Below are 24,969 nucleotides of genomic sequence, written 5' to 3'. Positions count from 1 at the left end.
TACTTTTAGTAATTAGCCTTCTGAGTCATCTTCATCAAACACAACATTGTAGTTTTCTGTATAGGTACACTGAGGTTGGCGGCTACAGGTAAAGAAACGACGACCTTTGAACTCCCCTTGAGAAGCAGTCTTAATCACCATAGGGCTGCCACAACGCTTACAGAAACGTATCTCTTTCTCTGGTTCGATCAAATCGATATGAGACGCCAGAAGACGACGCAACTTGCCAACCTGATAGCTGTGTTTAACGGAAGTGCCGATTAAGGGAATGCCTGACGACTTACACACGTGCATTAATAGCTTTTGGCGTTCTATTTTGCCTTTATCGAGTGTCCTGCCATCATCCAATTCGATTGCTACACGAACCTGAAGTGTGCGCGGGTCGCAAACCACGTAATCAAAGTAACTCTTAGCAATGCGGTTATTGGCGATAAACCACTGCTTTTTATCAGTAGCCAGAGGGGCAACAATATTTGCCATGTTTACTTTAGCCATGACAATGCCATGCTGGCCTACAGCAGTCATCAGAGCATTGTAAAATGCCGATTCCTGCATATTCATCAAGGGGCCTTTTTTCTTATAGGCACTGTCTTTTAACTCATCTTGTTTCAAATAACGTTTTTGCACAAAGACAAAAAATAAAACCAACAAAACGACAACGATGAAAACACTTTCCATTTCGCTTTATCTACTCCACCACTTAGGAAATGTATGAAACTCTTAAAGAATTTATACGCTAACTTAGGGGATATGTCAGTGTTTATGTAGGAATGGCTTATTGTTTGTGGGATCCAGCCTCGGGTAAAGCCAGATTGATCACCACCCGATCATCGGGTTTAATTTGTTCATACGTCTGCTGCCAGTACTTACGTACCAATCGATCTATCAGGCCACTGTTTTTGGCTTGCTTTAACGCTTGCTCCAAAATCTGGCGATAACCCGCAGCTTCATCTGATAGATAGAAATAAAAGTCTTTCTCGTAATTTAAAAGTAGGCGTTGTTCTATCGCTAGGTGGGGGTTTTGTGCTGCTTCTCCTAGAATTTCGGTCATCCCTCTCGGAAAGTAGTTCACATCGCCTTTTGGAGTGAGTTTGGAGTAAAGTGCCCTCCACTCACCATCTTCTAAATGCACTGGCAGTTGATTAGCCTGCCAAATCGCCACATCGTACCATTGCATTCCCATCCCTGCGATCAGACCTGAATCCTGCAAGTCTTTCAAGTTCCTGATAGTGTTAAACTCATTCTGCAATTGAGGTGGAATGAGCAACACACGTTTACCAATCAGACCATTGGTTAGCGGTACCTTGACTGGTACATACTGCTGATTTCTTTCTTCTGTCTCAATCAGCCAAGTTAAAGACAGCTGATTACTTTCAACCATTTTAGTCGCACGCTTTTGAGGAATATGATCTTGAGGAACTGATATTGTGACCTTGTAACCTGCATCGCCTAATGCTCTGTAAAGCAACTCATGATAGAAGACATGACCGCCATCCATCTGAGATGGCAAAGTAAGTTCAATTTCATTTTTTGCAAAAACGTGCTGGCACATCATGCACAGCAAAATGACGATTATACGCATACCGCCGCTTCCTGATTTGATTTCAACCAAAGTGCTTTAGCGATAGGTATCAACAATCTCCTGATACTTAGACATACCCGCTTCACCGATGGTATTTTTCATTTCATCGATACCGCGTTGTAGCTTCTCAGTTAATTTTTCATCTACCGCTAAATTAAAAGCATAGTAGAGTTCCCCTTCTCTGAGCACAAACACTGCCTCAAAATCGCTGGTGTCGTATCCGATTTGCTTGATCCACCACTTAGCGACGTTTTCTTCATATGCCCAAAGATCAATACGCCCTTTAGCCAGTTGCTGAGCTAAAGTCTCAGCTACAGAGTTCTCCTGCATTGAATCTCTCGGCACGCCAAGCTCTAACATCAGCTGTTCACCCACGTCGTCCCGAATGACTCCAATCCGATATTGAGCAAAGTCGATTGTGTTCTCGATACTGATTTGACGGGACTTTTTCGCCATAACGACGATCCGCGTTTCACTCAAAGGTCCCACCCATTGGAACAGGTGTTCACGCAACCTTGTCCTAGTAGTCGAAAACAGTACCGCATCAGGCTTAATCAGTGTGGTTCGGTATGCCCTAGCCCACGGCTGAACCTTGATATCTTCTTTCTTGATTTCTATCCCCTCAGATTTAGCAGCAGCAATCAGCAAATCGATCGAAATGCCTTTTGTTTCACCATCTTGGGTAAAGTTGTATGGTGGGTATTCTTCGGTCAAAAACTGAAGTTCATTGAGCTCTATCGCTCCAATCGGAAATGAAAACAACAAGAGCGATAGAGACAGGCTGAGTAAAGATTTCATAGCCGCCTCTAACAGTAAATAGTGTCACATCTATCAATAAACTTTAGAGGCGGATGCAAAATACGTCTAGGTAATTTGGGCGAGAATTTTCTAATCGAAAGTTGTAGTTACGATCGCTTATAGCAGCGTTCGGGTCTCCCGACCGTGCCGTAGTTAAGATCAGCCACTAGTTCACCAGAGCTGATAAGGTATTCTAGATAGCGTCTAGCTGTTGTACGGCTCGCACCAATGCGTTCTCCTGCTTCATCTGCTGTGATACTTTCTGCACCAGAAAACAACGCACGTATTTTGTCGAGAGTGACACTGTCGATACCCTTAGGCAACCTTTGAACACTGGATTCTGCAGTAGATGGGCTCTGTAGCATCTTGTCCACCAAATTTTGGTCAAGATCCGAAGCGCTCGTGAACTGATGCTTTTGTACTACGTATTTCTTCAATGCTGCTTCCAGCCTTGGGAATACAACAGGCTTAAGTAGATAGTCGACAACACCACCACGCATCGCCTGTTGCAGTGTATCGACATCACGAGCTGCGGTAATAAGAATGACATCGCAGCTTTGGTTGCGGGCACGCAGTTCCTGTAAAAGCTCCAACCCTGTTCCATCCGGAAGATACACATCAAGTAACAAGAGATCTGGGTTCAACACATCAAGCTGTATCTCAGCTTCGACTTTCGTAGTGGCAATCCCGATAACCTCATAGCCTTCCATCTGTTCCAGATAACGTTGATGTAATTGAGCAATGTTGAGATCGTCTTCAATAATCATCACTCGTGTTACGGATGTCATACCTGCTCTTCCTTCGGTAAATACACTGTCATTCTAGCTCCATGCTGTTCGTTATTCGTGATTTCCAGCGCGCCGTGATAGCGCACTGCTAATTCATTCACCAAGTAGAGGCCCACTCCTCTGGTCGACTTGTCTTTGGTTGACACACCCCGTTCAACCAAATGCTCTACTGAAAGATCTTCGGGTAAACCACAACCTTGATCCGTGACTTCGAGAATGATTTCATTCCCGAAATCACCAATGGAAACTTCAATTTGTCTTCGTACTGGGGCAAACATGGCATCCAAAGTAATCGCGCTGCGCGTGGCATCAAAAGCGTTATCAATAAGGTTGCCCAAAATAGTCACAAGATCTTCTGCATTAATCCGCTCAGGCAGAGGCTCAAGTCGGGAGCCCTCTTCGACGATAAGTTCAAGCCCAAGCTCTCGAGCACGCTCCGTCTTGCCCAGCAGCATGCCTGCGATCAATGGCTCTTTGACGGTTTCACGTAAGAACTCAATCAAAGATTGGTAATGCGCGGTTTCCTGGCCAATCAGATGCTGAACCGCGTCCAGCTCACCCATTTGAACCATACCACTAATAGTGTTCAACTTATTGCGATGTTCATGAGTCTGAGAGCGAAGCATCTCTGCGTACTCTTTGGTTTTCGCTAGCTGCTCAGAAAGTTCATTTAACTCATCCCTCAAGCGAAAGCTCGATACGGCCCCCACCACTTTTCCTTCAACAATAATCGGGCTGCGGTTTGCAATTAATCTTTGCTTATTGAGATAAAGATTTATGTCGTGATCGGTGTGAGCTGTCGTCAGAACAGTATGAAGGTCACTCTCAGGCAATACTTCCTTTAACGGCTTATTCAGGCATTGAGACTTTTCCAAACCCAATATGTGGCACGCACTCTTGTTAATTGAACGCAGCTTGCCTGACTGATCGATGCTCAAAATGCCTTCTTTAAGCGTTTCCATCGTCACGTCTAGCTCAACGTACAAACGACCGATTTCTTCAGGTTCAAAGCCAAGGATCGCTTTCTGGAAACGCCGAGATGCATAGCTTGAGACAATAGCATTCGCTGCAACCACCAATAACGCCATTAAAATCAAAAATATCAGAAAAGGTTCAAGTCGATCCTGAAGGCGGTCAATGAGATAGCCAACCGACACCACACCTATGATATTGCCATCCGAATCAAAAACGGCCGCTTTCCCTCGAACGGAGTAACCCAACGAGCCTTGGGCGAAAGAAACGTATTTCTTACCTTCAATCAGAGCACGATCGTTATCGCCCCCTTTCATTGGTTTGCCAATGCGTTCATCAATAGGATGGATGATGCGAATACCGTCCTTATCGCCAATAACAATAAACGCAGCGCCAATTAACTCGGTAAGATTACGATATCGAAGCTGATATTCTGAGCCACCACCATCTTCTATCATTTTTACGACGAAGGGAGAGTTTGCCAAAAATGAGGCGACACCAAGCGCTTGCTTCCCCATCTTTTCTTCCTGCTCTTGCTTAACGTAGAAGAAGCCTGCGGCAGCAAGCAACAACAATTCAATCAAGCCAGAAAGCGTCATGATAATCAGCATTCGCTTGCGAAAGCTGATACTACTCCATTTCATAAACTCTCCCATTTAACCTAGCGAGGCTAACATCCAATTAACATTTATACGAGTTACTGGGCGCTATTTTGTGAGGCCTATTATCCTAACCATTCCCTCCTGTTATTGAGTCACTCCCAACAATTCGTCTTATGTGTTGTTTGATAGTTTTAAACACACTTTGATATAAAACCAGTGGAATAATTGATTTTGATCACAAGAGTTTTAGAACATTTTTTGTACTACTTACTTATTTAGACTGTATAATTATTGAGCATGAAAAATGTAGGAACGCTAGAAGTGGGCAGTGAGTACTAATAAAAACACGATAAATAACCGTCCACAATACAATGTCAGAGGGAAAGACGATGAAACGGGATATGTTTGGTATCTGCCTGTCAAAATCTATGCTGTCACGTAATCTGTCCAGCACCTTTACTCACGTAAGGGCCTATGAAAAGTCCGACTTAGATAACGACGTGAAGGTTCTGCATGCCTTTCCGCAATTATCCGGTCAGGAACTGTTGACGACGATTCAATCCTCCAAGCAATTACTATGGCGAGCGGAATATGTCTGCTTCAATCAAAAGTAAGCGACAACAAAAAAGGGAAGCAAATTGCTTCCCTTTTTTAAATCTACTACCCTGTCGCCTCTTGAGCGGCAGCCCTGAGTTGAGACAAGTATTTAATCCAACTCTTCGCCTGACTTGATGGTTCGATATTGTTAGCTCTTTTCGCTTGCACCAGCGCTTTCTCAAGCAGGTTCAATTTGTACAAAGCTCGCGTTTTGGCTAGCGCCACGTCTGCTTCACGGCCTTTCACTTTATCTAGCACCGACAAAGAATCTTTGTAATAGCCTTGCTGAACCATGAGTTGAGCGACACTCCAGTTATACTTAGCATCTTTCTCGGCTGCTAGCTTCCAAATAGATAGAGATTTATCCCACTCTTTCGCCAACTGCCAGTATGTTGCCTGTTCTGACAGCAACTGAACATCCGTTTGCGCTCCATCCAGCTCACTTATTTCAATCGCTGCCCTTTCTGGGATACCACGTTTGGCATACATCTGGGCCAGCATACGTCTGTCGCTCTGGCTCAGCGGTAACCCATTGATTTTGGCCAGAGCCAAGGTATCGAGCGCCTCTTTGTCCTTGCCGACTTTCATTTGCAAGCCAACCAGTTGGCGCCACCAGCTCAGTTTCTCCGGCTGGATACTGATGAGTAACTCAAGGGTCGGAATAGCTGCGCTCCAGTGTTTCAGCTCCAGTTGAGCACCCAGCTTGAGTGATAGCGGTTGAAGAATCTCTTTTTTCTCGACCTTTAGGTACTTATCGATCGCAGGTACTACTTTATCCCATTGCTCTAGTTGATAGTGCGACTGTGCAATTCGCAACCACAAATCCTGAGCTTTTTGGTTTTCAGGAACCGACTTAACTAACTGGTAATAGTGCTTAAGCGCCTTAGAAAACTGCTGGTCATTAAGGTACAGATCAGCCAGCATACGTTGGCTGATCCACGCCTGTTCATCACGCAGTAGACCACTTTCAACCGCATACTCCATTTTCAAAATGGCTTGCTTGGTGTTGCCGTCTTGCCAGTAGAACACTGCCAACATACGAGCGACAAATGCCTTGTCGTAGTCGCGCGAGGTGTCGATTTCTTTAAGTAAAGTAATCGCCTCTTTCAGCTGTTCTTCCTGAGCGAGTGCATTTGCTTTCTGAACACGAACCGCAGTGTATTGAGTCAGCTCCTGAGCCGCGGTTAATGGCGAAGCCAGAAGCAAAGCGATAAGGGCTAATCGTTTCATCATTTGGCTAACTTAAACTCCAGTCTGACAGTTTGGTTTTCCTGAGATACAGCGGTTCCATCCACCACTTTAGGCTGATACTTCCACTTCTGAAGCGCCTGTATTGCATTGCGTTCAAACATGCGCTTTGGATTGGCTTCGACGATATCGATATCTCGCGGCTTACCCGTAGGATCGATAGTGAATTTCAGGATTACATAGCCTTCTGCTTTACGCTTTAGGGCTTTGGCTGGATAACGAGGCTCGACTCGATATAAAGGCATTACTTGTTGGTTGACGCCAAAGTCACCAAACGTTGGTGCGCTGATCGCCAAACCTTCAATGCTGGTATTCAGACCAAGCGACGGCTGAGAAATCGGTGAAATCTGCGACAATTCAGTATTGGCTTGAGAAGTTGGCATCTGCTCTGGCACTTCTGGTGCTTTCGGTTGCTCTGGCACCGTTCGCTGGCGACGTTGAACATCCTGCTCATTTTCCACCATCACCATATTAAAGCTCAGCGACTCGCTTGGCTCAGGAGCTCTGCGATGACCGCTGTCCACCATCCATGCCATAAAGCTGAAAATAGCTAACGCACATGCGGCAGCCAGTGGCGTTGCAATTAACAAACGTCCCACTACTTCTTCTCCGCTGCCAGCGCTATGTTCTTAACACCTGCACCTTTCGCCGCATCCATTACTTTCACTACAGTACCGCTGTAGGCATGTTCATCGGCCTGAATAACCAGCGAAGCGTCAGGTTTATCCAGCAACAAATGCTCTAGTGTCGCTTGTACACGTTCAATATCAACGTTTCGCTTATCAATATAAATGTCGTTTGCAGAAGTGACCGCGACAAAAATGCCAGCGTCCTTCTGACTCACCACATTAGATGCCTGAGGGCGATTCACTTCAACACCAGATTCACGTACAAACGAGCTGGTAACGATGAAGAAGATCAACATGATAAAAACGATATCAAGCATAGAAGTAAGGTCAATCTGAGCTTCATCTTGTTTATGGTGACGTCGACCGAGTCTCATCGCTGACTCCTTAAAGATTTTTCTAATTTAATTTCTCTCAACTGGCAGGCTTTCACTAATCGCGCATAGAAAAACATGCCTGTTAATGCGCCCACCATACCTGCCATTGTTGGTAATGTGGCGAGTGAGATGCCTGAAGCCATCAATTTAGGGTTACTGCTACCTTGGTTAGCCATGACATCAAAAACGGAGATCATACCCGTCACTGTGCCCAGCAAACCCAACATTGGACAAATGGCAACCAGAACCTTAATGATGTTCAGGTTTTGATATAACTGGCTGTGCGCTTGTGATAACCACCCTTCACGGATAGAGCGAGCATACCAAGAAGTTTGGTCGCTCCGTTCACGCCAAGCGTCGACCCAATTTGCTTTATGCTTTGGAAACTCGACAAACAGATAAATGATGCGCTCTAGAATTAATAACCAGCATAACGCTACCACACCAGACAGCCACCACAGCACCTGACCACCCTGCTGCATAAAGTTTTGCAACGAGAGTAGCCAGTCACTGCCAGCTAATGCTTCAGGTAACAATGCAAATATTGCATCCATTAGGCAATATTCCCTAGCGCTTCCTGAGATGGCTTGAGATCTTTCTCCGCTTGTTCAGCGACTAGAGAGATTCCCTGTTTCTCAAGGATGTTGCGAATCGTTTCGGCTTGCGAGCTCAGAATATTGTGAGCCAGAAGAAGAGGCATAGCGGCAACAAGACCAAGTACGGTGGTCACAAGTGCCATCGAAATACCACCTGCCATGACTTTAGGATCACCATTGCCAAACTGAGTGATGACCTGGAACGTTTCAATCATACCCGTAACCGTACCCAGAAGACCCAGCATTGGTGCCAAAGCAGCCAACAGTTTGAGCATGGACAATCCTTTTTCCAGCGTTGCTTGCTCATCAACGACAGCTTCAAGCAAACGTAATTCAAGCGCTTCAACACTGAGGTTTTTCTCTTTGCCGTAAACGGATAACACACGGCCAAGTGGGTTATTACCCGGATTTTGAGGTGACTTCAGTTGAGCACGAATCTTCTGGCGAGCAATAGACAAACTCACGCCACGTACTACAGCTATGATCAAGCCAATCGCAAGCAGACCAAGAATGATCTTACCTACCACACCACCAGCTTGTAGTCTGTCCATCAGGCTTGGGCTGTGCGCCAGTTGCTCCAGCATCACACCACGAGAAGGATCAAGAACAATGTTCTCAACCTGCCCATTTGTTAAAGGAGAAAGAGATGAAATGGTTGGCGCTTGCTCAGGTTGCTTAATATAAGCCTGAGCTTCACCTTTTGCGGCATTCCAGTTTAAGTAGCCCTGCGCTCCAACTAAGCCAATCGAACCAAGTCGAAGGGCTGATTCGCTTTGAGCCACCCCGTCACCGTTAACAAAACGGACTTCAGTTGATGCCACTTCACCACTGGCTTTGATCTGCTCTTCCAACGCTTTCCAAAGACCATTAAGTTGATACATAGAAGGCAGTTTTGTCGCTGCGACAATCTCATTAACCACACTGGCATGAGTTTGTGCATCTGCTGAGGTCACTGAGTACTGCAGTTCAGACTCCAACTCTTTGGCGTTTTGACGCACAACGCCAAATACTTCACCTAGGCTTCCTGTCTCTAAGCGAAGTTTTTCTTCTAGGCGAGCCAAGGTATTTTCGTTGTCACTGAACTTTGCCGCTAGTTTGTCATTTTGCGTTTGCAAATCGTCACGCTGCTTGATCAGTTGTGCTTTGAGCGCTTTAAGTTCTTTTTCAGTCTGCTTAAAACCTGACTCGCGAGCGACGTTATGTTTCGCTTGCTGTTGGTTTTCAGCCTGAGCTTTGTTGGCCAACTCAGAAGAAGCTTGAGTGTTAAACGACAGGCCAGCAAGAGCGATAAGGGAAGCAATTAACGTACGTTTCATATTATTTCGCCTCCGCAACGTTTAGAGAAACTGGGAGAGTAATCAAGCTTGGCGCCGCTTGCTTCGCTGCGATGTTAAACGCTTTGTCTAACTCTGATTTCATCGAGCTATCGACACTCTGCCACTGTTTATCTGACTGGTTCCATGACCAGAATTTCGTGCCGTTCAGGCTGCGAGCTACCAGTGAAACGCGACCAAGATGAAGGATGTCGACTTCACGCGAGCCCTCACTTACCGCAATCTGGTCTTGATACAAACCAAGTTTGGTACCGTAATCAAGCTCTATCTGATACGCCTCTAGAATACGACGATACTTCTCTGCATCGCTCACATCAGCGCGAGTCATCATTTTTTCCAACTTCGCGACACGCTCTTGGCGCTGCTCTTGTTTGATCGGCATATCATCAGCAATCGACGCTTTTAGACCGGCGATCATCTGATACATCAGTGGAACTACACCCTGACGAGTGGTTTTTATCTCATCAATTTGATTTTCAAGATTACCCGCTTCCTGCTCTTGGCTTTTAACTAACGCCGTCAGGTGAGAGCGATAAACCTCAAGGTTTTTTACTTCTTCCTGAAGTTGTTCAATTTCAGCTTGAAGGCTAAGTGTATTTTCAGCACTGACATCAATACGTTTCTGACTCGCAGCGGATGAGGAATTGGTTTTACTTTGAATGGATTGAGCGCTATCAAGGCTCGAGGCCGTTGCACTGAAGCCTGCTGTCGCAACCATCAACGCCAAACTGGTTTTAAATAGATTCATAACGTGTAATTTTCAATGATGTCAAACTGATTAGTGAGAAGCAATCTCATTTTCACTCGCACGACATAGTAACGCGATTACATAAAATTTCAATCAACCATATGCTCAATATGCATTTAGGGGAAAGACCATGCCTTTCCCCTAATGTATCAAAGTTGATTAACCGTATTGTGTTTTAGTATTTGATTTGTAGAGTTGCCATATAGTTTCGACCTTCACCAATCACGACGTCTTCTGCATAAGCGTGTTTTGAAGATGTTGAACCACCACCAGCAAGGTAATCTGTATCAAACACGTTTTCGACCGTCAGGCGAGCCACCATATCAAGGTTTTCATCGTATTTGAGCGTATAGGCCATACCCATATCGACACGTGTGTAAGCATCTTTCTTGAACGTGTTCGCATCGTCACCGTAGCGAGAACCTTCGTAAATCACACCGACATTGAGATCAACTTCGTTGGTTGCCGCGTAGCTGGACCAAACGCTCGCCGCAAACTCAGGTACATCCACAGGGCGGTTCCCTGCATAAGTCTCGTGTTGTGTGATTTCAGCATCTAAGTACATAGCCGAACCCGTTAGCGATAAACGCTCTGTCACAAAGCCTTGTGCTGACAATTCCGCGCCGCGGTGTTCTTGCTGACCGTTTTGAGTCTTGATGTAATTCCCTGTTGCTGTGTCTTCAACATCCATCGAGATGTTTTCCTGAGTGATATCAAATACAGCACCAGAAACAAACAGACGATTATCCAGCAGCTCCCACTTAGTCCCTAGCTCATAGGAAACGCCTGTTTTCGCATCCAGCAAAGCACCATCGTTGAGGTAAGTACGGCTTCCGCTTGATACCTGACCTTGAGGCTCAAAGCTTTCTGAGTAAGACAGGTAAACACTACCATTGTCAGCTGGGTGGTAAATCACACCCAATTTTGGAGCGACGTGTTCTTCTGCAACACCATTTGCGACTTTACGGTCAAAACGCAGGCCTGCAATAACCTGCCATTGTTCGTTCAGCGTCACCATATCCTGAGCATAGAAACCCCAAGTATCGTAAGCGCTGTGGCTCACTTTATCGCTCCCGCTAAATGTTGGAACAGATGCGGATTCGCCTGGCGCCACATCCTGACTATTGAACCCTTTCTGGTTGCGATCATAACTGTAACCTAACCAGTTAGACCCCATTAGGAATTGGTGCTCGACACCGAACATCTCAGTGTTCGCAACTAGGTCAACATAAGCGGTGCGGAATCGCCACTTATCATGACGGTTGCTACCACCATGAGATACAGTGCCTGTTCCATCAGAATTTAGGTTAGAGAATCCCGGGTAGCTTTCAATATCTACACGCTCAAAATCCTGATAGTTGTAACCTGTTTTCAGGCTCCATACATCCGTCAGCGTTGCGTTGACGTTGAAACCAATGTTTTCTACGTCATTTTCAATCTCAGACCATTGTGCATCCCAGATGTGCTCTTTGCTGCCAACCAGTTGGCCGTCCAGCGTATAAACTGCACCCGAGTCAACGCTGCCTTTATCGTTGGTTTTGTCGTAGTGAACAGAAACTGTGATATCGTCATTTACGTCGTAATCAACGAACAGACCAGCGACAAGTCGCTCAGTTTGAGGTTTTGAGCCATCACCATACGTGCGCCATGAACTGTAGCTCTCTTTCGATACAATAGTTCTAGCTCGCAGCGTCTGAGCGTCATTGAGTGACCCGCTCACATCTACCATGGTACGAGACTGGTCATCTGAACCGATATCTTGGCTGACTTGAACCTGAGTATCGTATGTTGGCTTCTTTGCCACCATGTTGATTAAGCCACCCGGAGCTGAAATGCCGTAAAGAAGACCAGACGGCCCTTTTAGTACTTCTACTCGTTCCAGCAATTCGACAGGCTGGCGGTAGTGAGACCAGTGTTGGTGGCCATCACGAAGGAAACCAGAAGAACTTTGAACGTCAAAGCCGCGCAGTGAGAAGCGCTCACGGTTACGTCCTGTGCCACCCGCGCTCACGCTAGCGTCGTTTTTCAGAACATCTCCAAGAGTCGTTGCACGCTGTTCTTCTATCACCTGACTATCAATGACGGTAACTTGACCAGCCGTTTCCAACTGGCTCATTTCCATACGCATTGATGTCGAGTTTGTGTCAGCCTTATAACCATACTCACGGCCTTCAACAACCATGTGCTCATCAGTCTGAGTGGTTTGCGCGCTAACTGAAGGTGCAGCTAATACAGCACCGATGACCAGTGCTAACTGACTCTTAGTAAACATATTCATCTCCGAATTAAATGACGACCCCAAAAGCCGCCTGACTAATTATTTCGGCGAGAATATAAGTGATAACCAATATCATTTGCATTAAATTTACATTCTTTGCATTCGTAAATTTATCGATACATAAATATTAAGTTCACCGGTGAATGAAAGCCTCTACAGGTGTGCGGAATAATAATTTTGTTCTGAGAGCAGTCAAACTTACCGCAACATCGGCAACACTCTCTTGCTTACAAGGGTATAAATACAGAAAACACTGACATCCATAATGAAAAGCACAGCCATTAAGGCTGTGCTTTTGTTGGAAAATAGAGCTGAATACTCAGGCCATGAGGCGAACGATTCTGCGCCCTGACCTCGCCTTTCATCAAAGTCATGGCTTCTTTGACAATTGCCAATCCTAAACCGTAGCCCCCTGACTGCTTGTCGCGTGCCGACTCCATCCGAGTAAATGGGCTGAAGATATCCTCTAACGCAGCTTCAGGAATACCCGGCCCATCATCCGCGACGTCAAACACTAAATACTGATTGCCGTGTTCAGAAGAGGCTTTAATCGACACCTCGATGTGTGCATCCAACCCTGCATATTTCATTGAGTTTGATATTAGATTGCTAAGACAGCGCAAAATTAAACGTTCGTCAGCATGTAACATAGGAAGAGAGGGCGCTACATTGAGAACCAGTTTTTGCTCCGCTCCCAGCTGAAGTCGACTTTGGTTTACTTGCTTATTCGCAATACTTTCTGGGCAGACAGGCTGAACGTCAGTCACGTAACGAGAGTTCTCTAATCGGCTGAACTCTAAGATCTCACCGACCAACTTATCCATTTCATCGACCTCTTTTTCTAGTCGCTCAACCAAAGCTTGCTCTTCTTCGCCCGCTTTTCTGCGTAGTAGATGCAGCGCTAAGTTTTGCCTAGCTAAAGGCGTTCTCAGCTCATGAGACACGTCTCGAATCAACCTTCTCTGCTTCTCAGCCAGTGAATGAATCTCTTGGGTCATGCCATCAAAATCATGGGCGAGCTGGTTAAACTCGGTAATATTGGAGTTCAGCTCACTAACGACATTGACTCGAAAATTGCCCTGAGAAAGCTTGTTACTTGCTTCACGTAATCGATCAAGAGGCCTTTGTAACTTGCGCGCCAATATCTGAGAAAAAAGAATCAGCATGATAATGGCGATGATAATTTTGCTCACCGTCAGATAAACAATAAAACGGTGAGCCGGATGCACCTCACTAGGCAGCTGAATAACCAAAGTGTTTCTTTCTCTAAGCGGGATACCTATCAGGGGTTTGCTGACTTGATCATTGAGTGATCCATCGAGCTCACGCAAGAAACGCAGCTTGAATTCAAAATGTGGGTGCATCTGACGATGAGAAAGCGGCTTGTTCTCTTCATTCAAAACGAACAGATAAAAGGGTTGCGCATTTGCCCAATCGGCTAAGTCGTCCATGTCCCCTTCTTCGATCAGTACATTAGCCTCTTCAGCTAACGTTAACATCTGCGCTTTCAGGGCTGGCGGCACTTTTAGTACCGCTTTCATTAACGCTTGCTCCGCGACAGCTTGAAGAAGCAAAATTGAAATGATAACAGCGGACATGTAGCTGAATAATTGAAAGACCAGTGCATCCTTACGCGTTGCAATGGCCTCAGGGCATCGAAGAGAAAACACGGCTAGCCCCTGACAGAGTCGACAAAGCTATAGCCTTTGCCACGCACTGTTTTGATGTGTTGTTTCGACAAACCCGCTTCAACCAACTTGCGGCGAACATTGCTGATATGCATATCCAGATTTCGGTCAAAGGGGCTGAGTTCTTTTTTCAGTACTTCAATCTGAAGCTCTGCTTTGGACACAACCACTCCATCATTACGCATAAGATAGTTGAGTAGATCGGATTCTGTACCCGTCAGTGGTACACCGGACAGGTGTTCAGCAAAACCTACACTGCTCTGACAGCCTGATTGGCGCTGTTTTTCCAATCCAACTCGACGGAAAATTGCTTTAATGCGGGTCAGTAACTCAGGTACTTTAAAAGGTTTAGCAATGTACTGGTCTGCACCTGCCTGATAACCGTCAAGCATAGACGCTTCATCGTTCAGTGCCGTTAGCATCAATATCGGCGTGGCAAATCGTTGGCAGATACGCTTGGCGACCTGCATGCCGTTGAGTTTAGGTAACATCACGTCAAGGAGGACGAGATCAACAGGCTTTTTCTCAATGTATTGCAGCGCGCTCTCACCACAATGAACACTCTCTACTTGATAACCTTCCGCAGAGAGTACATCCACCAGCAGTGCACACAGTTCAATATCATCATCAACGACTAGAATTCGGGACATCTTGTTATATTGCAAATGAAAAGATTTCGCATTCTAATCTGCATTATTATCAGTGACAATACCGTTCTGTATCCACTCCCATTGTTATGCTATTTCTTGTTCAAATCCGCTGTCATTCAGCGCTTTTTCTTCACTCCAAATGCCCACAACGCACCAAGTAAACCACGTAACTTCACTTTCGTTGCTCGCCAATGGGTGGCAGGAGTGCGCGGCGCGACTTTGAGTAAATGATCATAAGCGCTTTGATCAAACTGGACCTCGCCTCCGTGAGCGAGTAGCAAAGTTTTAGGTTCCATTTCGTAGACACGATGGAGGGAATGGCGGTACTTGTTCGGATGAAAAATAGGAAAAGGGGCGATCAGTCGTTTCTTCACTTCAACCATTAAGTCGGCGACATAAAGGATATCTTGCTGCTCATGATGAAGAGATAGATCTCGATCAGTATGACCTGGGGTCTCTAGCACTTTCCAATCTTCAAAGCAGGGAATGGCTTGCCCATCGGTGAGCTTAATATCAGGGTGCAGGTTTCGTGAATACCATAATTTTCGCTTAGGACGCTTCATTCTCCCTGCGACCCAACGAGCCAAAGCCAGATCCGTCAAGTGCATTAATATACCATCCCATCCACCGTACCATTGCTTGTCTTTCTCAGCTGATACAATTTTGCAGCCCGTCAGCTCTCTCAGCTTGTGAGCGGCTCCGGCGTGATCTGGATGCATGTGGGTCACCACCACCACCTTAAGGGAATGAAAAGGCTTCCCGAGCGTTTCAGTGATGTAGCGCTCTAAATATGGAACATCTGCCCTACTCGCCCCATCCAGTAGCATCAGCTTATCTGGATACTCGGCTAAGTACATTTTCTGAATATAACCATCAATGGTATGAAGCTTCATTCGAACTGCCAATTTAACAATGTATTTACATTTTCCAATTTAGCAATAAGCCAATAAATGAACAGAGCAAATACTCCATGATGTGACATCGGACCAGTTAGTCAAATATGAGGATTAGCGTTTGAGTCTCAAGAGACGTCCATCTGTGCGGTAGAAAATCAGAGCGAGTAAAATCAAACTACACCCTAGCAGTTTGTTGGCCGAGAGCTGTTCGCCATACCAAAGGATACTGAGTATCACGGTCCAGATCGGTTCAAGTAGCATGATAAGGGCTGCATTTCCTGGATTGCTGTGTTTCTGGCCAAGCGTCTGCATCACGTATCGCAAGCTGGTCGCAAGAACGGCACTGGCGGCAAACCAGCCCCAAATGCTGGCATCCACACTAACAGGTACTGTCTCAAATAAAGCGGAAGCCACTAAAGCAATAACGCCAGTAACAAATAGCTGAATACAAGTCAGTGTCAGTACCGGTAGGTTTTGTGCTAGTCGGCTATTCACATTGAAATGCAAAGCAAGTAGGCAGGCGTTGGCTAAGAACCAGAGTTGCCCAGCTGAACTGTTCCACTCTCCTTGTAAAGAAAGAAATGCCAGACCGGATACCGCAATCGGCATCGCAATCCAGAACGCACGCTTTGGCCGCTCCTTGTACAGCGCCCAAGCAACAATAGGAACAATAATCATAGATAAGCTAACAATAAACGCCCCTTCACCAAGGGTTTCACTGACTGCGATAGCATGTACCCAAGCAAGGAGCGCAAGCGCCAGAATACAACCGCCACCCATTGCTTGAGCAAGCTGTTTTAGGCTGAGTTGTTTGAGTGATTTGAAACAGAAAGGAAGTAAACATATTGAAGCGACCACAAAGCGTAAACCGACAAAGCCAAATGGCGGTAAACCTTGAATCGTTTCTTTGGAAAAAATCCACCCTAAACCGGCCAATGCGGTAGTGGCAACAAGAATCCAAGCGGCTTTGCTTTCTGAGTTCAATACAAATTCTCTTTAATTATTATTCTGTTAATTCGGGAATTTCCGATAGTCTCAGATTTGTTCAAGAATTACCAAGAAAAGTCTAATCCTATTTTCGTGACCAATATTATATATGCAGAGAATATGGTGGCACTTGATGAAAAGAATCCCCGATACAAAGGTCACATGATACTCAACATGTGCATTTCTTTACTTTCCGCATCACTAGACGTTATTCAAGCGCCTCGAAAACCACTGTATAACACTGTATGAAAAATAGTGTTTTAGATCACATTTCCTCATACTTCTATCTCATCACATCGCTACAACCGGAATGAAAAATAACAATTAAAAACAAACAGTTAAATAACAAGCCTCAGGTGCCACACAAAATAAACGTACAAAAAGACAACAAATATTGCTTGATCAACTGGCACAATCAAACTACTGTATAGGCATACAGCATGTATGTAAGGACAGTAATAATGTTTCAGGTACACACTACAAATCGCTCAGTTTCTAAATTCAATGTATTGGCTCAACCAACGCAACCAATGAACATTGCAGACTCGACGCTCAGCCGTTTAGCAGGGTTGTCTAACCAGAAACAATGGATCTTGTTCACTGCCGAATGCCCTCGTCCAGATTACGAACAGTTCTCTTCGTACAATGTCAGTTGTAAAAAGATCATTCAGATGAAATCTTCGCAAACACAGTCCGAGTTTGAAATCGTAGTCAAAGCAATTAAATCCGGTAATGCCAGCGCCGTTGTCGCATCAGATAATATTCAACTCGTAGAACAATCATTGCTTGGTGATCTCGCTAGCCAATTCCATTGCGAAGTCTTCTTTGTCGAAAGCCAGTTCAATCAATTCCACTAATTTCATTTGCACTGTCTTCAGCCTCTCTTTTCGAGAGGCTTTTTTGTTTTTAACTAATTTCTAATTCCTAAAGAACATTTATAAGCAAACGTTTGCTTTTTCTCTGGAAGGTTAATTTAGTTCTGGTATGATTCTCTGCAAATCGATTGCCTCTCACGGGCAACCTTCCATTTTTGACAAAGATAGGAATGTCTAAATGAGTCTCGCTGATCAAGTTCTTGCTGTTAATGATGATCTTCCCATTCGTACCAACAAACCCGTTCATAGTGGAAAAGTGCGCTCTGTATACTGGCTAACAGAGGAAGACAGCCAACGTCTGATTAAGGAAAAAGGCTACGATGTTGCGGAAGATGCACCGCTTGCCATCATGGTCATCAGCGACCGCATCTCTGCATTCGACTGTATCTGGCACGGGCAAGGCGGATTAAAGGGCGTTCCCGGTAAAGGGGCGGCACTCAACGCGATTTCCAATCACTGGTTTAAGCTCTTCAAAGAGAACGGTCTGGCGGACAGCCATATCTTGGATATTCCTCACCCTTTAGTTTGGATCGTGCAGAAAGCGAAACCAATCATGATTGAAGCGATTTGTCGTCAGTACATTACTGGCTCAATGTGGCGCGCTTACGACAAAGGCGAGCGTGACTTCTGCGGAATCCAGCTGCCAGAAGGGTTGAAGAAAGACACCGCGTTACCTGAACTTTTGATGACACCGTCAACTAAAGGCATTCTGAAAGGCATTCCCGGTGTCCCTGAAGCTGACGATGTGAATATCACGCGTCAGAACATCGAAGATAACTTTGCTGCGTTCAACTTCTCTAGCGCGAACGATATCAGCCTGTATGAAAAACTGCTGAGCGAAGGGTTTGCTGTGATCAGTAATGCTCTGTCTCAAGTTGAGCAAATCTTCGTTGATACCAAGTTTGAATTTGGTTATGTGCACGATGCCTCAGGCAATGAAAAGCTGATTTACATGGATGAAGTGGGCACACCAGACTCTTCTCGTATTTGGGATGAGCAAGAATACAAAAACGGCCATATTGTTGAAAACTCTAAAGAAGGCTTCCGCCAGTTCTTACTTAACCACTTCCCTGACCCTGATATTCTGCTTAACAAAGAGCGCATGCCCGAACGTGAAGCTTTAGCTCGCGATAACGAGCTTCCGCTTGAGGCGCTGATGGACATTTCACAGACCTATACAGGCATCGCAGAGAAGATCACCGGGCAACCGATCAAACTGAGTGCCAATCCGAAACAAGAAATTATCGATGTACTGAGCAGAGAATACGGTTTGGTTGACTAATCAATGACGCCCAAGTCATCACTTGGGCGTCTTTCTCTAACTTACTATCCCTTAAAACCTTCTACGGTTCCCTGTTCAATGTAAGCCTGAGCCAAACGCCCTACAAAGCAACGGCCCGGATTATCCCCTAGGATCCATTCTTCTGGCGTAAACAATTCAAACAACCCAAAGCTTGCCAATGCTGGAATGGCTAATTTTAAATCCTGCACAACTTCGCCACGCTCCCCTTCGTTGTATCTGATTATATTGTGTAGCATCGCCCCAACGGTTCCGGTTGGAATCTTAGTGCCATCTTTCAATGTTACGATCGGCAGTACCTGACCTTCAGCAACTATTTTGTGGTTAACCGCCGAAAGCTGCTGCGCTAGAGATGTATTCTTATCCATTTTTCAATCCTCTTTTAACTACTGTTACGTGAGGTTGCCAAGTCATAACGCTTGAAACCTCAAACACAGGGATAGAATAACGGCTAACGAGCAGGCATAATTTCTTTAAATAGACATAATATTTACTTATTACGCCATATGAATTGCATTGAATTATTGAAGATTCATCACCCAGCGGCATCCGAAACCGAATGGCACCAGCATGAGTATGCGCAGCTTTACTGGTTGAACAAGGGTATATTTACGATTGAAACAAGTGATCAGCAATGGACGATTACTCCCGCATGCCTAGGCTGGATTCCTCCCCATTTACAACACAGATCTGATGTTGTGGCTGACATAGAAGCAGTCATGATCTAAGTACCTTTAACTTGGCTCAATGCCTTTCCGCAACAAGCGAAGGTCATTCAATCCAACACCCTTATTCAAGCTCTCATTGAGCGAATTACCCATTTCGACTTATCAGCGATGACAGCGCCTCAACAGCGACAGTTTCAAGTCCTGCTGGATGAGATTCACCTTGCTCCTGCGAGTAATCTCTATTTACCTCTACCCAAGGAGGCAAAAATGCGCCAAATCGCCGATACCCTATTAGCAGCACCAGATGACGCCCGCTCGCAAACAGAATTGGCGCATGATTTTGGTACCAGCACACGAACTTTGAGTCGGCTGTTCAAGAAAGAAACTGGGATGGCTTTTGGCTTCTGGCGGCAACAAGCCAGACTCGTCAGCTCATTGCCTATGTTGGAAAAAGGCTTAAGTATCACTTGTGTCGCACTGTCTTGTGGCTACAGTAATACCAGCAGCTTTATCACTGCTTTTAAAGCGCGTTTTGGCGTCACTCCCAGTGTGTATTTTAATCAATGAGCCTTAATATCTGGGAGAACACCGCACAAGCAAATACTAGCAAGTGCGATGTTCTATATGTCTTCACTTGTCTTTGCCTTTACCGCCTTTGTTGCCCCCTTTATCACTTCCTCCTTTGTTACCACCACCTTTATTTCCGCCGCTATTTCCTTTCCCGCCACTGTTGCCCTTGCCATTGCTGCTGTTACTTCTAGCTTCAGATTCACCGCTATCAGGCTTATTTTTTAGTTCGCCTGTGCCATTACCTGGATTCGAATATTTTGCATGGGCGGCAAGTTCACTTTCTGAAACAAAGCCATCTCTGTTTTTGTCGAACGATGAAAAGGCACTTAAACCGCTTTCATTCTCAGACTCCTCTTCATCTTCAGAACCTTCCGGTTTACGAAATTGGTCGAACTCTTCTTTAGATATCTGGCCGTCTTCATTGGTATCCATAGACGAAAATTCAGGTGGTGACTTCGTCGCATTACTCTCCTCTTGCTGCGCATCTTCATCCGATAACGCTAATGGAGATATGAACAGTAAAGGCACCAATAAAATGTTCAAATAACGCTGCATGATAAACTCCTAGAACAGTAAACCTCTCATATAAGAGTTTAGTGCAGCTATTGATCATTAGTGTTTGTTATATCAATTATGAGGTTAGGCCATATCGTAAGCCAGTTTTTAGATTGAAGTCTGCGCTTAAAAATTGCTATATCCCTGCTTGAGTTATGCGACACTTTCAGTTCAAACAAGCTATCAAAACCAAATGATGAAAGGCACTGGTATTCTCCACGCGCAAGCTGTCTAATTGCCACCGCGGTTTCTTTTTCCGGCCAGAAACTCATGGCATCAATCAAATCCGTATACGCGCGATCACCATTGCGCTCATGCATCATGGCTTGGTTTCTAACCTGCCAGTTCGCGTCCGGCATCAACTCCTGAAGCTCCAATTCGTAGGCCTTGTATCGTTCTGGGTCAGATTCATTCAAATCAAAATAGATGACATCAAGGTCATTGAGTGGTGTCGGGGTTTCTTTGTGGTGTAGCGCATCCCACACTAGGTTTCTGACAAATCCTGCGGCTAAAAAAGCATGGGGGATCTCAGATTCAGCAACACACGCTAAAGCGCGCATCCGAAAACTGTCTTTTTCAATCCACTGGATTATCTTGTCGCTGTAGTTTTCCATTTTATCCTTCGGAATTTCTCACTCTGCCTAATCCTAGCATGGCGTGGTTAAACGGTTCTTAGATAAATCGACCACTTACAACTGACAGAATTTTTGATCAGGCTCGTATCTAATTTAAGCCATCAAAGGTATAACTTGCCCGTCTTTCTTTTCTGGCCTTTTCAATGGATTATGTTGCCCTTTCTCGAATCAGCTTAAAGCACCTGACGGTATTGCATGTACTATTAAGTACGCACAGTGTCAGTGGAACCGCTCAAGTTTTATGTGTTACCCCATCAAGCGTCAGTAAAACACTCAGCCAGCTTAGAGAACAACTTAAGGATGAACTTTTTTATCGAGAAGGAACGTCATTGGTCCCCACCCCCTTTGCGCTGTCCGTTGCCAAAGACGTACACAAGATCCTTGCTTGTATGAACGGAATCCTCCACCAAGGGGAGTTTGAACCGAAGAATTTTTCCGGAACGGTATCGCTATCGATGCGCGAGAGTACCTTCGAGCTTTTTTCCGAACGAATTACCGAAATCGGTCGTGAGTTAACGTCAGCTAACATCCAGATTTTCGCTAAGGAACAACTTAGCTTTGATGCCCTGCTGCGTGGACAAGTTGATTTTATGATTTTGCCACACGACATCAGCCAACCGCCAACACGCAGTCGCGACCTAGTCTGGGAGCAAATTCAGGAGGATGAAATGGTCTGTTTGATGGGCCCAACGCACCCTCTGGCTAACCAATCGATGAACACTGAACAGTATCTCACTTACCAACACATCGGCATTTTGGATAAGGATTTGTCCGCCCCGTACTTTGAGCAAAAACTTACCCAGCAGTACACGTCGAGAAACATCGCTATCTCCGTCGCTGATTTTGGCTCTGCGGCGGTTATCTGTCACCAGACTGAGTTGTTACTGACTTGTTCGAAAATGTGGGCAGAGAGATCGCTGCAGGCAGAAACTCTGATCCAAAAGCCTCTTCCTTTTTCCTATGGAAAGGTTGCTTACAGCTTGGTCTGGAACCAAGCGAGCCTAAACGACCCAGCTCTGAAGTGGTTGCACTCTCTACTGATTAAACCAGTTTAGACATAAACACTAGGTAGCTGGATGTTTTGGTGAATCAGTGGCCGCAAAGCATCATGAAACTGCAACATTTGCGATTCTGTACATTTCGGCCACTCTAGCGCTTCACCCATCACGCCATGATGCTGAAACGCATTTAGCCTCACATTAACATTGTCAGGCAGCGTATTAATAAGGCGTGCAACTTCTGTGACTTCTTTGTCCAAATCACTTCTGTTCGGTATATGTAGTAAGCGAAGCTCATGCAACTTCTGCTCATCTGCCAAATAGCGTATTGAGTGAACCACCTTGTGATTATCACGCCCAACCAACCAGTGATGTGTCTCTTCCTGCCAAGACTTAAGGTCAATCATTACACCGTCAAGATAAGGCAGAACCTTATCCCAACCAGACTCACCTAGGTAGCCATTGCTGTCAATGAAACAAGTAAGATGGCAAAGCTCTTTGTCTGATTTGATGCGTTTAAATAACTCGATAATAAAAGGCAGCTGCATTGTCGCTTCGCCACCGGATATCGTGACACCGCTGATAAACCACTTTTGTTCACTTATCAGCTCGACAATTTCTGATATCGAGTAGTGACGCACTTTAGGGCTAGAACGATATGTGCAAACATCAATGCACTGATCACAATGCGTACATTTGCTCTCATCCCATACGACTTTCTGGTTTGTGTCGAATGACAGCGCATTTTCTGGGCACCCTTCGACACAATCCCCACAGTGATTACAATAATTAATCGTATGGGGGTTGTGGCAGTTAATGCAGTTAAAATTGCACCCCTGTAGGAAAAGGACCAGTCGATTACCTGGTCCATCCACGCACGAGAACTTGAGGATACGGCTAACAATGGCCTGCCTTTCGCTCATATGCTTACCCTATTTGTAAACCGGCTGACTTTCCATACTCACAACTCGCGGAGCTCTATCCAAAATCCCTGTATTGTTAGCCGCTTCAGCGCCAAGGAAAGTCGTATTTTTGCGCGAACCTTGCTCTGAGAACTTATCTATATCTGACAGTTTGATCATATAGCCAGTAACTCGCACCAAATCATTTGAAGCAACATTGGCCGTGAACTCTCTATACCCTGAATTCAGCGCCCCCTTACACAAATTAAACATCGCTTCCGGGTTTGACTTCACCGTTTCATCTATCGTCAGGATGTCGCTAATACCGGAGGTGTAATGCTGATGGTGCTTGGCGGTCGCTTGTACATAAGCGACTGGGTCTGGCTCGGTGCCATAAGGAATGCGGACTCCCGGAGTCACTCCTTCATCAAGGCTGATGCCCCCTTGAGCATGCAAAAGCGCTCTGCCTTCAAGGCCGTATTTCACCTCTGAACCTTGCACAATTTCAGCCAGTTTCTCAGAAATTAGGTGGCCTAGCTCGTTCGCTTCTAGATCATGCCCATAGCAACCCTTTTCTCCCGACTTCTCCATAAGAAGATTAACCGCTTCAGCCATACCGTAGATGCCAAACATTGGCGCAAAACGCGCTTCGTCAATCAAACCTTCTTTGGTTAAGAAGCCTTTAAAGAAATTTGACTTCTCATGCAAATGTGAACTTCGTGAGTCCATCAGCTCGACCATTAATTCACTGTAATAAGGCAGCAGTTGATTGAGAAAGTCTTCAGTGTCTGATGCTAGATTCGCCAACAACTTAAGATTCATTCGGACCAGGGTGTTCGACCCACCGGCCAAAGGTAGAGAGTTATAGCAACTCACAATACCAAATCGCTTTTCGCCGTAGCTACTCGCGTGCATTGGATAGTTAGCAATATGAGGTTTACTACATTCACAAATGTTGTTGGTGGCCTGACGTAACAAATCATCCGGTGTCACGGTCGGGTCATACATGAAAGTGAGATTTGGCGCAATTTGCTTGAGCTCAGCGTCTATTTTTAAGATCGTTCGACAAATGATGTTATCCGAAGGACCAATATTAACGTGCATAAAAGCATCAGGCAGTGTTCGGTCTAGCATGATCCAGAATCGCTTGAGCTTAAGATAAATCGCCTGCTCACTTAACTCACCCACATAGGGAAGCAATACGTCATCAAGCTGCCCTAGATATACTGGAATATTAGTCACTGACGGCACATGATGATAAATGATTGTCAGCAGGTTAATAGCATCGTCAAAATCACTCGCTGGCTCTAGCTCTAGATACTCAGAACCTTGTTGAAGAAACTTGGCATAATCAGGCAAGACATATCGCGGTTTAAATGGTGCATGACCTTCAAACATATCGCATAAAATGCCTTCTTCCATTGCAAGACGAACAGGCTCTGAGACAGGCATATAAGGGAGGCTAGCCTCCGCTTCTAAGGCTAAGAATTGATTCTTCTGTTTAGGGTTTAATTTGGCATCAGTGACAATTTCTTGTACGCGTTGTTGGAAAGAGTTGAGAGCTTCAGACATTGTATATTCCTTATTGTTTTTAAGGATTTTAGACCTGGGCTCTCCTTGTCGACAATTGAAATATATTTAAACCCTCTTTTCCAATTTGGAAATACAAAGAAAATAAAAAAGGCTCGGTAGTATTCCG

26 protein-coding genes are annotated in these 24,969 nt (G+C 45.2%); 5 read left to right on the top strand and 21 right to left on the bottom strand.

Translation table 11 applies throughout. From position 1 onward, the window contains the following. Window positions 1–12: 12 nt before the first annotated feature. From IX95_RS09185 to IX95_RS09165, 5 genes are all read right to left on the bottom strand, one after another. Window positions 13–678: a DUF2726 domain-containing protein gene (locus IX95_RS09185; RefSeq protein WP_019275108.1), complete on the bottom strand. Its 666-nt coding sequence runs from the start codon at window positions 676–678 to the stop codon at window positions 13–15. Window positions 679–775: 97 nt separating this feature from the next. Then, a complete protein-coding gene (locus IX95_RS09180) occupies window positions 776–1,582 on the bottom strand; it encodes a hypothetical protein (protein WP_038159010.1) in 807 nt (268 codons plus the stop codon). 36 nt (window positions 1,583–1,618) lie between these two features. After that, window positions 1,619–2,380: a substrate-binding periplasmic protein gene (locus IX95_RS09175; protein ID WP_006962436.1), complete on the bottom strand. Its 762-nt coding sequence runs from the start codon at window positions 2,378–2,380 to the stop codon at window positions 1,619–1,621. Between the two features lie 107 nt (window positions 2,381–2,487). Beyond that, window positions 2,488–3,168, bottom strand: a complete 681-nt coding sequence (locus tag IX95_RS09170) for a response regulator (RefSeq protein WP_006962438.1) — start codon at window positions 3,166–3,168, stop codon at window positions 2,488–2,490. Beyond that, entirely contained in the window at window positions 3,165–4,784 is a 1,620-nt protein-coding gene (locus IX95_RS09165) for a sensor histidine kinase (RefSeq protein WP_038159007.1), read from the bottom strand. Before IX95_RS09165 ends, IX95_RS09170 begins: the two co-directional genes overlap by 4 nt. Before the next feature lie 347 nt (window positions 4,785–5,131). Here IX95_RS09165 and IX95_RS26825 point away from each other — a divergent pair, with 347 nt between their 5' ends. Further along, window positions 5,132–5,356 carry a hypothetical protein gene (locus IX95_RS26825; protein WP_019275111.1) on the top strand — a complete coding sequence of 75 codons (225 nt, stop codon included), beginning with the start codon at window positions 5,132–5,134 and terminating at the stop codon, window positions 5,354–5,356. Window positions 5,357–5,402: 46 nt separating this feature from the next. Here IX95_RS26825 and IX95_RS09155 read toward each other — a convergent pair whose 3' ends face one another. The 11 genes from IX95_RS09155 to IX95_RS09105 all read right to left on the bottom strand — a co-directional run bounded on the left by IX95_RS09155 (window position 5,403) and on the right by IX95_RS09105 (window position 16,764). Then, complete coding sequence (locus tag IX95_RS09155) at window positions 5,403–6,572, bottom strand: tetratricopeptide repeat protein (RefSeq protein WP_038159004.1); 1,170 nt, start codon at window positions 6,570–6,572, stop codon at window positions 5,403–5,405. Next, window positions 6,569–7,186, bottom strand: a complete 618-nt coding sequence (locus IX95_RS09150; protein WP_021457092.1) for an energy transducer TonB — start codon at window positions 7,184–7,186, stop codon at window positions 6,569–6,571. The genes IX95_RS09155 and IX95_RS09150 overlap by 4 nt, the downstream gene beginning before the upstream one ends. After that, complete coding sequence (locus tag IX95_RS09145) at window positions 7,186–7,590, bottom strand: ExbD/TolR family protein (RefSeq protein ID WP_019275114.1); 405 nt, start codon at window positions 7,588–7,590, stop codon at window positions 7,186–7,188. The genes IX95_RS09150 and IX95_RS09145 overlap by 1 nt, the downstream gene beginning before the upstream one ends. Continuing rightward, a complete protein-coding gene (locus tag IX95_RS09140; protein WP_006962451.1) occupies window positions 7,587–8,144 on the bottom strand; it encodes a MotA/TolQ/ExbB proton channel family protein in 558 nt (185 codons plus the stop codon). Before IX95_RS09140 ends, IX95_RS09145 begins: the two co-directional genes overlap by 4 nt. After that, window positions 8,144–9,502 (bottom strand): MotA/TolQ/ExbB proton channel family protein, encoded by a 1,359-nt coding sequence (locus IX95_RS09135; protein ID WP_038158997.1) that lies wholly within the window; start codon window positions 9,500–9,502, stop codon window positions 8,144–8,146. Before IX95_RS09135 ends, IX95_RS09140 begins: the two co-directional genes overlap by 1 nt. Window position 9,503: 1 nt before the next feature. Then, window positions 9,504–10,268, bottom strand: coding sequence for a DUF3450 domain-containing protein (locus tag IX95_RS09130; protein ID WP_006962454.1), 765 nt, complete (start codon window positions 10,266–10,268; stop codon window positions 9,504–9,506). Between the two features lie 175 nt (window positions 10,269–10,443). Further along, window positions 10,444–12,540, bottom strand: a complete 2,097-nt coding sequence (locus IX95_RS09125; protein ID WP_038158994.1) for a TonB-dependent siderophore receptor — start codon at window positions 12,538–12,540, stop codon at window positions 10,444–10,446. A 287-nt stretch (window positions 12,541–12,827) separates the two neighbouring features. After that, complete coding sequence (locus IX95_RS09120; protein ID WP_038158991.1) at window positions 12,828–14,216, bottom strand: histidine kinase sensor domain-containing protein; 1,389 nt, start codon at window positions 14,214–14,216, stop codon at window positions 12,828–12,830. 2 nt (window positions 14,217–14,218) lie between these two features. Further along, a complete protein-coding gene (locus tag IX95_RS09115) occupies window positions 14,219–14,884 on the bottom strand; it encodes a response regulator transcription factor (RefSeq protein ID WP_038158988.1) in 666 nt (221 codons plus the stop codon). Window positions 14,885–15,000: 116 nt separating this feature from the next. Next, window positions 15,001–15,777 (bottom strand): MBL fold metallo-hydrolase, encoded by a 777-nt coding sequence (locus tag IX95_RS09110; RefSeq protein ID WP_006962462.1) that lies wholly within the window; start codon window positions 15,775–15,777, stop codon window positions 15,001–15,003. Window positions 15,778–15,891: 114 nt separating this feature from the next. Next, window positions 15,892–16,764 (bottom strand): DMT family transporter, encoded by an 873-nt coding sequence (locus IX95_RS09105; RefSeq protein ID WP_038158984.1) that lies wholly within the window; start codon window positions 16,762–16,764, stop codon window positions 15,892–15,894. 464 nt (window positions 16,765–17,228) lie between these two features. On the opposite strand from IX95_RS09105, the gene IX95_RS09100 reads away from it, so the two are divergent. Both IX95_RS09100 and IX95_RS09095 read left to right on the top strand, forming a co-directional pair. Then, window positions 17,229–17,624, top strand: coding sequence for a SulA-like leucine-rich domain-containing protein (locus IX95_RS09100; RefSeq protein ID WP_038158982.1), 396 nt, complete (start codon window positions 17,229–17,231; stop codon window positions 17,622–17,624). A 196-nt stretch (window positions 17,625–17,820) separates the two neighbouring features. Beyond that, window positions 17,821–18,924, top strand: a complete 1,104-nt coding sequence (locus tag IX95_RS09095) for a phosphoribosylaminoimidazolesuccinocarboxamide synthase (protein WP_038158979.1) — start codon at window positions 17,821–17,823, stop codon at window positions 18,922–18,924. A 44-nt stretch (window positions 18,925–18,968) separates the two neighbouring features. On the opposite strand, the gene IX95_RS09090 is transcribed toward IX95_RS09095, so the two are convergent. Next, window positions 18,969–19,310: a DUF7709 family protein gene (locus IX95_RS09090; RefSeq protein ID WP_038158976.1), complete on the bottom strand. Its 342-nt coding sequence runs from the start codon at window positions 19,308–19,310 to the stop codon at window positions 18,969–18,971. A gap of 567 nt (window positions 19,311–19,877) precedes the next feature. Here IX95_RS09090 and IX95_RS26820 point away from each other — a divergent pair. Next, window positions 19,878–20,177, top strand: a complete 300-nt coding sequence (locus tag IX95_RS26820; protein WP_235202605.1) for a helix-turn-helix domain-containing protein — start codon at window positions 19,878–19,880, stop codon at window positions 20,175–20,177. A gap of 63 nt (window positions 20,178–20,240) precedes the next feature. Here the strand turns inward: IX95_RS26820 and IX95_RS09080 are convergent, their stop codons facing one another. Then, a complete protein-coding gene (locus IX95_RS09080) occupies window positions 20,241–20,735 on the bottom strand; it encodes an EF-hand domain-containing protein (protein ID WP_019275127.1) in 495 nt (164 codons plus the stop codon). Window positions 20,736–20,782: 47 nt separating this feature from the next. Then, window positions 20,783–21,349 carry a nucleotidyltransferase family protein gene (locus IX95_RS09075; RefSeq protein ID WP_038158972.1) on the bottom strand — a complete coding sequence of 189 codons (567 nt, stop codon included), beginning with the start codon at window positions 21,347–21,349 and terminating at the stop codon, window positions 20,783–20,785. Window positions 21,350–21,513: 164 nt separating this feature from the next. Between IX95_RS09075 and IX95_RS09070 the strand changes: the two genes are divergently transcribed. After that, the gene (locus IX95_RS09070) at window positions 21,514–22,425 is read left to right on the top strand and encodes a LysR family transcriptional regulator (RefSeq protein ID WP_038158967.1); all 912 of its coding nucleotides are present in this window, start codon (window positions 21,514–21,516) and stop codon (window positions 22,423–22,425) included. Here the strand turns inward: IX95_RS09070 and IX95_RS09065 are convergent. Further along, window positions 22,422–23,291 (bottom strand): YjjW family glycine radical enzyme activase, encoded by an 870-nt coding sequence (locus tag IX95_RS09065; RefSeq protein WP_038158963.1) that lies wholly within the window; start codon window positions 23,289–23,291, stop codon window positions 22,422–22,424. The two genes, IX95_RS09070 and IX95_RS09065, sit on opposite strands and share 4 nt — an antisense overlap. Window positions 23,292–23,300: 9 nt before the next feature. Next, window positions 23,301–24,842 carry a YjjI family glycine radical enzyme gene (locus tag IX95_RS09060; RefSeq protein WP_038158961.1) on the bottom strand — a complete coding sequence of 514 codons (1,542 nt, stop codon included), beginning with the start codon at window positions 24,840–24,842 and terminating at the stop codon, window positions 23,301–23,303. Window positions 24,843–24,969: the final 127 nt, after the last annotated feature.

Source organism: Vibrio sp. B183, from assembly GCF_000740665.1.
In the GTDB taxonomy this organism is placed as follows: Bacteria; Pseudomonadota; Gammaproteobacteria; order Enterobacterales; family Vibrionaceae; genus Vibrio; species Vibrio coralliilyticus.
This window is presented reverse-complemented; position numbering and strand designations above follow the sequence as displayed.

Bases quoted from the DNA above. Each gene is read 5' to 3' on its own strand.
- IX95_RS09075 (WP_038158972.1), bottom strand. From the start codon at position 21,349: ATGGAAAACTACAGCGACAAGATAATCCAGTGGATTGAAAAAGACAGT.
- IX95_RS09180 (WP_038159010.1), bottom strand. From the start codon at position 1,582: ATGCGTATAATCGTCATTTTGCTGTGCATGATGTGCCAGCACGTTTTT.
- IX95_RS09095 (WP_038158979.1), top strand. From the start codon at position 17,821: ATGAGTCTCGCTGATCAAGTTCTTGCTGTTAATGATGATCTTCCCATT.
- IX95_RS09115 (WP_038158988.1), bottom strand. From the start codon at position 14,884: ATGTCCCGAATTCTAGTCGTTGATGATGATATTGAACTGTGTGCACTG.
- IX95_RS09070 (WP_038158967.1), top strand. From the start codon at position 21,514: ATGGATTATGTTGCCCTTTCTCGAATCAGCTTAAAGCACCTGACGGTA.
- IX95_RS09090 (WP_038158976.1), bottom strand. From the start codon at position 19,310: ATGGATAAGAATACATCTCTAGCGCAGCAGCTTTCGGCGGTTAACCAC.
- IX95_RS09140 (WP_006962451.1), bottom strand. From the start codon at position 8,144: ATGGATGCAATATTTGCATTGTTACCTGAAGCATTAGCTGGCAGTGAC.
- IX95_RS09060 (WP_038158961.1), bottom strand. From the start codon at position 24,842: ATGTCTGAAGCTCTCAACTCTTTCCAACAACGCGTACAAGAAATTGTC.
- IX95_RS09185 (WP_019275108.1), bottom strand. From the start codon at position 678: ATGGAAAGTGTTTTCATCGTTGTCGTTTTGTTGGTTTTATTTTTTGTC.
- IX95_RS09100 (WP_038158982.1), top strand. From the start codon at position 17,229: ATGTTTCAGGTACACACTACAAATCGCTCAGTTTCTAAATTCAATGTA.
- IX95_RS09135 (WP_038158997.1), bottom strand. From the start codon at position 9,502: ATGAAACGTACGTTAATTGCTTCCCTTATCGCTCTTGCTGGCCTGTCG.
- IX95_RS09145 (WP_019275114.1), bottom strand. From the start codon at position 7,590: ATGAGACTCGGTCGACGTCACCATAAACAAGATGAAGCTCAGATTGAC.
- IX95_RS09130 (WP_006962454.1), bottom strand. From the start codon at position 10,268: ATGAATCTATTTAAAACCAGTTTGGCGTTGATGGTTGCGACAGCAGGC.
- IX95_RS09165 (WP_038159007.1), bottom strand. From the start codon at position 4,784: ATGAAATGGAGTAGTATCAGCTTTCGCAAGCGAATGCTGATTATCATG.
- IX95_RS09170 (WP_006962438.1), bottom strand. From the start codon at position 3,168: ATGACATCCGTAACACGAGTGATGATTATTGAAGACGATCTCAACATT.
- IX95_RS26825 (WP_019275111.1), top strand. From the start codon at position 5,132: ATGAAACGGGATATGTTTGGTATCTGCCTGTCAAAATCTATGCTGTCA.
- IX95_RS09080 (WP_019275127.1), bottom strand. From the start codon at position 20,735: ATGCAGCGTTATTTGAACATTTTATTGGTGCCTTTACTGTTCATATCT.
- IX95_RS09175 (WP_006962436.1), bottom strand. From the start codon at position 2,380: ATGAAATCTTTACTCAGCCTGTCTCTATCGCTCTTGTTGTTTTCATTT.
- IX95_RS09065 (WP_038158963.1), bottom strand. From the start codon at position 23,291: ATGAGCGAAAGGCAGGCCATTGTTAGCCGTATCCTCAAGTTCTCGTGC.
- IX95_RS09110 (WP_006962462.1), bottom strand. From the start codon at position 15,777: ATGAAGCTTCATACCATTGATGGTTATATTCAGAAAATGTACTTAGCC.
- IX95_RS09125 (WP_038158994.1), bottom strand. From the start codon at position 12,540: ATGTTTACTAAGAGTCAGTTAGCACTGGTCATCGGTGCTGTATTAGCT.
- IX95_RS26820 (WP_235202605.1), top strand. From the start codon at position 19,878: ATGCGCCAAATCGCCGATACCCTATTAGCAGCACCAGATGACGCCCGC.
- IX95_RS09155 (WP_038159004.1), bottom strand. From the start codon at position 6,572: ATGATGAAACGATTAGCCCTTATCGCTTTGCTTCTGGCTTCGCCATTA.